This is a genomic window from Pantoea sp. CTOTU50773 (genome assembly GCF_032082325.1).
Classification (GTDB): Bacteria; Pseudomonadota; Gammaproteobacteria; order Enterobacterales; family Enterobacteriaceae; genus Pantoea; species Pantoea communis.
Genome location: NZ_DAMDQC010000080.1, coordinates 1 through 8,119, shown reverse-complemented (window position 1 = coordinate 8,119; position 8,119 = coordinate 1). Strand labels below are relative to the sequence as shown.

The 8,119-nt window shown below is 52.5% G+C and carries 9 protein-coding genes; 5 read left to right on the top strand and 4 right to left on the bottom strand.

Going from position 1 to position 8,119, the window contains the following annotated elements; genetic code table 11:
- The 4 genes from RT340_RS13850 to RT340_RS13835 form a co-directional block, all read right to left on the bottom strand.
- A partial coding sequence (locus RT340_RS13850) for a GntP family permease (RefSeq protein ID WP_409566151.1) occupies window positions 1-670 on the bottom strand: 670 nt, incomplete at its 3' end.
- A 66-nt stretch (window positions 671-736) separates the two neighbouring features.
- Window positions 737-1,921, bottom strand: a complete 1,185-nt coding sequence (locus tag RT340_RS13845; RefSeq protein WP_211729531.1) for an acetyl-CoA C-acetyltransferase — start codon at window positions 1,919-1,921, stop codon at window positions 737-739.
- Window positions 1,918-2,586, bottom strand: coding sequence for a CoA transferase subunit B (locus tag RT340_RS13840; protein ID WP_097117776.1), 669 nt, complete (start codon window positions 2,584-2,586; stop codon window positions 1,918-1,920). Before RT340_RS13840 ends, RT340_RS13845 begins: the two co-directional genes overlap by 4 nt.
- On the bottom strand, window positions 2,573-3,292 hold the full coding sequence (locus RT340_RS13835) for a CoA transferase subunit A (protein ID WP_034822730.1): 720 nt from the start codon (window positions 3,290-3,292) through the stop codon (window positions 2,573-2,575). The genes RT340_RS13840 and RT340_RS13835 overlap by 14 nt, the downstream gene beginning before the upstream one ends.
- Window positions 3,293-3,437: 145 nt before the next feature.
- Between RT340_RS13835 and RT340_RS13830 the strand changes: the two genes are divergently transcribed.
- The 5 genes from RT340_RS13830 to RT340_RS13810 all read left to right on the top strand — a co-directional run.
- Window positions 3,438-4,337: a LysR family transcriptional regulator gene (locus RT340_RS13830; protein ID WP_313376564.1), complete on the top strand. Its 900-nt coding sequence runs from the start codon at window positions 3,438-3,440 to the stop codon at window positions 4,335-4,337.
- Between the two features lie 648 nt (window positions 4,338-4,985).
- The gene (locus RT340_RS13825) at window positions 4,986-5,684 is read left to right on the top strand and encodes a LuxR family transcriptional regulator (protein WP_237448762.1); all 699 of its coding nucleotides are present in this window, start codon (window positions 4,986-4,988) and stop codon (window positions 5,682-5,684) included.
- An 18-nt stretch (window positions 5,685-5,702) separates the two neighbouring features.
- The gene (locus RT340_RS13820; protein WP_097117773.1) at window positions 5,703-6,245 is read left to right on the top strand and encodes a fimbrial protein; all 543 of its coding nucleotides are present in this window, start codon (window positions 5,703-5,705) and stop codon (window positions 6,243-6,245) included.
- A gap of 60 nt (window positions 6,246-6,305) precedes the next feature.
- Window positions 6,306-7,043 (top strand): fimbria/pilus periplasmic chaperone, encoded by a 738-nt coding sequence (locus tag RT340_RS13815; RefSeq protein WP_283216040.1) that lies wholly within the window; start codon window positions 6,306-6,308, stop codon window positions 7,041-7,043.
- Window positions 7,015-8,119: fimbria/pilus outer membrane usher protein (locus RT340_RS13810; protein ID WP_409566150.1), on the top strand; the 1,105-nt coding region annotated here is incomplete at its 3' end. The genes RT340_RS13815 and RT340_RS13810, both read left to right, overlap by 29 nt.

Sequence of the window (8,119 nt, the reverse complement as noted above, 5' to 3'; positions counted from 1 at the left end):
CCGCCGTTTCTGGCTCATTCTTCAGGTTAGTGCCATAGGGTTCCTGTTTGGCCTGTGCCCGACGGCGTGGCCGATCCAGCCACAGTAAGCCCACCACAATAATGAAGAGTGAACCGATCAACCCCAACCATGGCGCAGCCCAGGCGTTAGTGCCGAAGAAACTACCGGGAATGATGTTCTGGATTTGTGGCGTGCCGGGCAGTGCATCCATGGTGAAGGAGAACGCACCCAGAGCCACCGTTGCCGGAATCAAGCGCTTAGGGATATTGCTCTGACGAAACAGTTCTGCGGCAAACGGATAAACAGCAAAGGCCACTACAAATAGCGACACACCGCCGTACGTCAGCAGTGCGCACACCAGTACAATCACCGGGATGGCATGGCGACGCCCCAGCAGCGCAATGGCCGCCGTGACGATCGAACGTGAGAAGCCGGATAGCTCAATCAACTTGCCAAAGATGGCACCCAGCAGAAACACCGGGAAGTAGAGCTTCACAAAGCCCACCATCTTTTCCATAAACAGACCGCTGAACATCGGCGCGACCGCAGCCGGTTCGGTTAACAGCACCGCTAACAGCGCGGCAATCGGGGCGAACAAAATTACGCTATAGCCGCGATAGGCGGCTAACATCAGCAACCCAAGCGCAGCGAGGGCAATAACGACACTCATGTTGCTTCCTTATTATTTTGTAGGGTTGAAGGTAAAGACATTGCCAAAAATTTGAATCGGTCCGCCTCAATCCGGGCGTTCAACCGCCAGGGCGACGCCCATGCCGCCGCCAACACACAGCGTTGCCAGACCGCGCTTTCGCTCACGCTGCTGCAAGGCATGAATGAGCGTCACCAGAATGCGGCAGCCGGAGGCACCAATCGGATGCCCCAGCGCAATGGCACCGCCGTTGGCATTGACCCGTTCCGGCTGCCAGTTAAGCGCTTTGCCTACCGCCAAAGCCTGCGCGGCAAAGGCTTCATTTGCTTCGATCAAATCCACTTGATCCAGCTCCCAACCAGCCTGTTTCAGGGCTTTGTTGGTGGCAGCCACCGGGCCGATACCCATCACCGCCGGATCCACACCGGCCATGCCGCTCCCGGTCAATCGCGCCAGCACCGGCAATCCCAATGCGGCGGCGCGTGATGCTGACATCAACAGCACGGCGGCCGCGCCATCATTCAGGCTGGAAGCATTACCTGCGGTCACGCTGCCGTCCTTTTTAAAGGCGGGATGCAAACGCGCCAGCCGCTCTGCTGAACTGTCCGCGCGTGGCTGTTCATCTTCACCGATCACCAATGTCTCGCCTTTAGCCTGCGCCACCGCGACAGGCGTGATTTCGGCGCGGAATGCGCCCTGTTGCTGTGCCGCCACCGCTTTCTGTTGGGATTGCAAGGCAAACGCATCCTGATCGGCACGGCTGATGTGGAATTCATCGGCCAGATTCTCGGCAGTGATCCCCATGTGGTAGTCGTTAAACGCATCCCATAGACCATCGTGGATCACGCTGTCCATCAGTTGACTGTGCCCCAAACGACAGCCGCCACGCGCCTCCGGCAGCAGATAAGGGGATTGGCTCATACTCTCCTGACCGCCCGCGATAATGATCTCAGCGGCACCACTTTGAATGGCTTGTGCGGCCTGAATCACCGCTTTAAGCCCTGAGCCACACACCATGTTCAGCGTGCTGGCTGGCACGCTGTAAGGCACGCCCGCCGCCACGGCCGCCTGGCGCGCAGGGTTTTGCCCGCATCCGGCGGTGAGTACCTGCCCCATAATGACCTCATCGATTAGCGCGGGATCGAGCGCGGTTTGTTTCAGCAGTGTGGCAATCACCTGCTGGCCCAGTTCTGCAGCAGTAAGAGACGCCAGCGCACCGTGAAAACGGCCGATGGGCGTGCGGGTGGCTGCCACAATCACACATTCGTTCATGATGCCTCCTTTGAAAAATGCATTTCACGGACATCATCGGCGATGCGTAATTGCCCGGCCGTCTTTGCACGGATCTCATCCAGCGTGACGCCCGGCGCATACTCACGCAGCACAAAAGCGCCCTCTTCAATCTCCAGCCAGCCGAGTTCAGTAATCACTTTACGAATACAGCCGACGCCGGTAAGCGGCAAAGTGCATTCGGACAGCAGTTTTGATTCGCCATGCTTTGATGCGTGCGTCATCATCACGATGATGTTTTCCGCACCCGCCACCAAATCCATCGCGCCGCCCATGCCCTTGACCATTTTTCCGGGGATCATCCACGATGCGATGTTGCCGCTAACGTCCACTTCCAGCGCGCCCAGCACGGTAAGATCAACATGGCCGCCGCGGATCATGGCGAAAGACTGTGCCGAATCGAAGATTGCCGCACCCTTTCTTGCGGTCACCGTCTGTTTGCCGGCATTGATCATGTCGGCATCCAGTTCGGCTTCGGTGGGAAACGCCCCCATGCCCAACAAACCGTTTTCCGACTGCATCATCACGTCCATGCCCTCAGGTACGTAGTTGGCCACCAGCGTCGGCATGCCAATGCCAAGATTGACGTAATCGCCATCGCGTAGCTCCTGCGCCACGCGCTGCGCCATCTGTTCACGCGTGAGCATGTGCGCCTCCTTCACTCAGGGTGCGTTTCTCAATGCGTTTCTCGAAGTTGCCCTGTATCAGGCGATCGACATAAATGCCCGGCGTATGAATAGCTGCTGGATCCAGTTCACCTGGCGCCACAATCTCTTCAACTTCAACAACGGTGACACGGGCAGCCATCGCCATCAGTGGGTTAAAATTCTGCGCAGTGTGGCGATAGATCACATTGCCGTACCAGTCCGCTTTCCAGCCTTTGACGATGGCGAAGTCACCGCGGATCGCTTGTTCCAGAATGTAGTGGCGCCCATCGAATTCTCTGACTTCTTTACCTTCTGCCACGGGCGTGCCATAGCCGGTGGCCGTATAAAATGCGGGTATACCCGCGCCGCCTGCGCGCACTTTTTCCGCCAGCGTCCCCTGCGGCGTGAGAATCACTTCCAGCTCACCGCTGAGCATCTGCTGCTCGAACAGCGCGTTCTCACCGACGTAAGAGGCGATCATGGTTTTGATCTGCCGATTCTCCAGCAGCAGCCCGAGGCCAAAGCCATCCACGCCGCAGTTATTCGAGACCACGGTCAGCCCCTTAATGCCCTGCTGACGAATTTCGGCGATGAGATTTTCTGGAATGCCGCACAGGCCAAATCCCCCCGCCAGCAGCGTCATGTCGTCTTGCAATCCAGCCAGCGCCTGCTGATAACTGGTGACGCGTTTGTCTAATCCTGCCATTGCTGTATATCTCCTCAGCTCACCGAATAAAGCCATCCTCGCGTCACAAAAATGATTTGTTAATTTTGTTTTTATTGGCCTTTCATTTACTTTTCTTATTAATATTCTGTTAATCGTTGTTTTACATAAAGTTAACAAAAGCAAAATGAAAATGACTATCAAGCAGTTACGCGCGTTCTTAGCGGTCGCTCACACTTTGAGTTTTGCCCAGGCCAGCGAACGTCTGGCGATTTCGCAACCGGCGCTGAGCCTGGCGATCAGCGGATTAGAAGAAGCGTTGGGCGGACCGTTGTTTATGCGCACCACTCGCCACGTATCACTGACGCCGGAAGGTGAGATCTTTTTTCCCATGGCGCGACGATTGCTGGCGGATTGGGAAAATGCCGAAGAGGCGATGCATCTGCGTTTTACGATGCAACTGGGGAAAGTGTCGATTGCCGCCATGCCCTCTTTTGCTGGCAACCTGCTGCCTGCGGTGCTGAAGGCTTTTCGCCAGCGCTATCCCGGGGTCAATATCGCGGTGCATGACGTGATCAATGAAACGGTGTTGGAGATGGTTCAGGAGGGACGCGTGGAGATGGGTGTCGCCTTTGAACCCGAACTGGCCGATGCGCTGCACTTCACCCCGCTGGGTAGCGACCGCTTTGTTGCCGTGGTGCCCGCTGATAGCCCGTTAGCGGAGAAGCCACAGCTGAGCTGGCGAGAACTGCTGCATCTGGATTTCATTACCTTGCAGCGTCCTTCGGCGGTGCGTCTGCTGCTTGAGCAGTCACTGGCACAGGCAGGAAGAAGACTCGACGTCGCTTACGAAAGTCATCAATTGGTCACCGTGGGCAAAATGGTCGCCAGCGGTTTGGGAGTCAGCGCGGTGCTTGCTTTTTGTATTCAGCAGATGCGAGAACTCGGCGCGGTATGCGTGCCGTTGGTCTCACCACAGATTGAGCGGCGAGTGGGCATTTTGCGATTGAAACAGCACCAGCTCTCGCACGCTGCTGCCGCTTTGGCGCAAACCATGAGTGACGAATGTCGCTGGCCCGACTCATAATTCAGCGTTAATTCACAACGTAACCTCAACCAGACAATATTTGTCGCCTGGTCTTCCTAAATGCACAGTCTTTTTTTATCAATTAAATAAACACCAGACATTAACAATTGATTTAGCCAAATAAAATATTTCGTAGATAAATCATAGCCAGTAAGCTGAACCCTCATCCGCTTTGATTAATTGTACTAATCAAAGCGGTCACAAGATTGCTAATGATATGTAAAAATCTTCTCCGCGCGGACATTTTAAGATCAAATCCACCCTGCATTAGGTGTAAGAATAATCCTAAGAGAGATAAATATCCCCTTCCGTAAGGTGAACTTCATTACTCAATTACCTCGCCGCATCACAACCCACAGACCAGAGGCAGTTTTCATTACATCAAATAAAAATTAAAAATCCTGGAATCTCACTTTTCACACCAAAGATAATCAGGCTCAACACTGACGAACATTCAATTATTTAGCAATTAATGCTATCTAGATTTTGATCCCAAAAGCCGATTTTCACCATTAATCCTGGGGGATTTAGAAAGTTCTTAACTCTATAGGGGTATGAAACGATGACGATCATGCCAAGTTGAGAAAAGACAATGGAATTTTAAAAATCACCATCCCGTACAACCTAAGACTTTTCTGAGGGTAAGAAATGACTAATTTTCTTAACTCGTTGAATAAAAACAATTATCCTGCCAGGATATCCGCAGCTCTTACAGGAGCGGATGAGTTTGTTATGAAAAATACCACACGAGAGGACTTACGCTGTGCCAGTTGCAAATATGGCTGCCAGCTGACGAACCGAAACAACGATATTCTTAATCGCTGTCCAATACAAAAAATTGCGATTTGGCCGGGGAACAATCATTTCCTGATTAAAGGTGTACTTTCATTAGTCGCTGGTCGCTATGAAAGTGTGTTTTGCCGGGGATGTATATTCGTTGATTTTTCGCGAGAAAACTTACGTTATCTCACCAATAAAAACTGGATTGATTATCTGAAATCCACCGGGCTGACCATCGTTTTGGTCTCCGATCGACCGCTGGCCGCTCTGGCTGCACACTGGATAAAGAGTGAGGGAATCCACTCCGTTATTTATTGTGAAGACCGGTTAGAGGATATCAAGAAGGTGATTAACAGTACCTATTATGGTTTAAAAGGAGGCGCAACAAGGAGAGTTAATGCACTGTCGAATGAGGAAGTAACCTTTCTGGATTTAGCCTTAAAAGGGAATTCACTTTCTGCCATTTCGATAGCAATGAACCATGAGATGAAAAAAATTTACAACATCAAAGATTCGATTCGACGAAAGACCGGTACCAGCCTTAATCAGCTGATCTCGGGTCACTAAGTAAAAGGATTACACGAAATGACGCAAACACATAAAACACTGCTTTCACTGGTTATCACCGGTGCCCTTTTCTCGGCCTCTGCCGTTGCAGCGTCCGATAACACCATTAATTTCCAGGGTGAAGTGGCTGATGAAACCTGTTCCATCTCGGTGAATGGCAATGCTGCCTCACCGGTGGTGCTGATGCCAACTGTGAGTAAATCCGATCTGGCTGCCAGCGGTGATGTCGCCGGTCAAACCGCCTTTACCGTAGGTTTGACCGGTTGTACCGGCAACTCAGCTTCCTCAACAAAAATTTCAACGGTGTTTGTCGGCAACAACGTGACGGCCAATGGCAACCTGGCGAATACCGGCACCGCAAAAAATGTTGAGGTCCAACTGGTGGACAGTAAAGACGCGGTGATTAACCTGACAGGCGGCTATACCGGTGATGGCGACCTGACGCTTGCCGCCGATGAGACCGAATCCTCGGCCACTTATAAAGCACAATATTATGCCAATGGTGTCGCCGCTGCCGGAACCGTGGCTGCTTCATTACAATACGCTGTGACTTACCAGTAATAATTAATCAGCGTACGTTCGGATATCCGGGCGTGCGCTGCATGCCATGAGATTGTCTGTATGTATTTACGCAATGCCCTGGGCGCGTTATTTATCAGCGTGATGTCAGCCTCGGCAGCAGCAAGCGTCACGCTGCTGGGCAGTCGGATCATTTACCCGGCACCGGTCAGCTCCATCAATATTCAATTTAAAAACGACGATAGCATTCCCTATGTTATTCAGACCTGGTTTGATGAGGGTGATATGGATGCCAAACCACAGCAGATTAATCGCGTGCCCTTTATCACTACGCCGCCGGTATTTCGTATTCAGCCGAAATCAGGGCAGGTCGCGCGTATTGTCGTCAGCCAGCCAGACAAACTGCCTCAGGATCGAGAGTCCGTTTACTGGTTTAACATGCTGCAAATTCCGCCCGCATCACAGGCTGCCGCCGATAAGAATGCCATGACGGTCATGCTGCGCAATCGGGTGAAATTGTTTTATCGCCCGGCGGCAATAGGCAAACCGGGCAATATTTTATCGGGTATTAAAGTCCGCACTCTAATCGATCCCCAAAAAGGCAGCGGATTACAGATCGATAATGCGCAGCCCTGGCATGCTTCATTCGTCGCTATTTCCCTGCGTATCGCGGGAAAAAATTATGCGTGTGAACCTGTAATGGTTGCCCCGTTCTCCGTGCATACCTGCTGGTTCAGTCATACCAAACAACGCTTACAGGGTGTAGGCAGCGTCAAACTCGACGCGATTAACGATCAGGGAGCCAGAATAAGTGAAAATTACCCCATCAACTCCCAATGAATTGAAATTCCCCTTATTCTTTCTGACCGTTTCATTCTATTTCTCAACAGCCGTGCACAGTGAAGAATATTATTTCGATCCGTCGCTGTTTAAAGGCTCAGCCTTCGGTCAGAACATCGCGCAATTCAACCAAAGCGAGTTGCCCGCGGGGCATTATCTGGTCGATGTTTATGTCAATAATGCCCTCGTGTCATCCAGCGTGAAGCTGGAATTTTTGCCCCCGGCACAAGGAAAAGAGGCCGAGCCATGCTTGCCCTTTTCGCTGGTGAAAATGTTGCCGTTAAAAAAGGTTCCAGCACAGCCAATCGATCGCGAGTGCGCCCCGCTTGTTGACTGGACGCCACAAGGGAGCTGGGCTTTTGATGCCGCCGCGTTACGCCTGAATATCACGCTGCCCCTGTCAGCGCTTAAGCGCACGCCGCGTGGTTATATTCCGCCCGAACAGTGGGATGGCGGGATGACCGCGTTATTCCTGCGCCACAACACCAATTACACCTGGACGGAAAACAGCGCGGCCGCCTACCGCTATCAATATCTGTGGAGCGGGATCACCGCAGGCACCAATGTCGCCAACTGGCAGCTGCGTCATCAGGGCAATCTTCGCTATCTCAGCAGCAGTGTGGGTGGTAGCAGCTATCGCTACAACAAGGTACGAACCTGGGTGCAACGGCCACTGACGTCGATCAATAGCCAGCTTTCCCTTGGCGATAGCTACACAGACAGCTCGCTATTTGGCAGCCTGCCGTTTAATGGCGTAAAACTCGCCACTGACGAACGTATGTGGCCGCAAGGCAGACGCGGTTATGCCCCTGAAATTCGAGGCATCGCCTTATCTAATGCCCGTGTGATTGTGAAACAGTTGAACAAGGTCATCTATGAAACCGTGGTGCCGCCTGGCCCGTTTATCATTGATGATCTGAACAACACCCGCAGTCAGGGAGATTTTGAAGTAGAGGTGATTGAAGCCAACGGTAAAATCGCTACCTTCACGGTGCCCTACTCCTCGGTTCCTGATTCGGTTCGTCCGGGCAATTGGCATTACTCGCTGGCGCTGGGCCGTGTGCGCCAATATTACG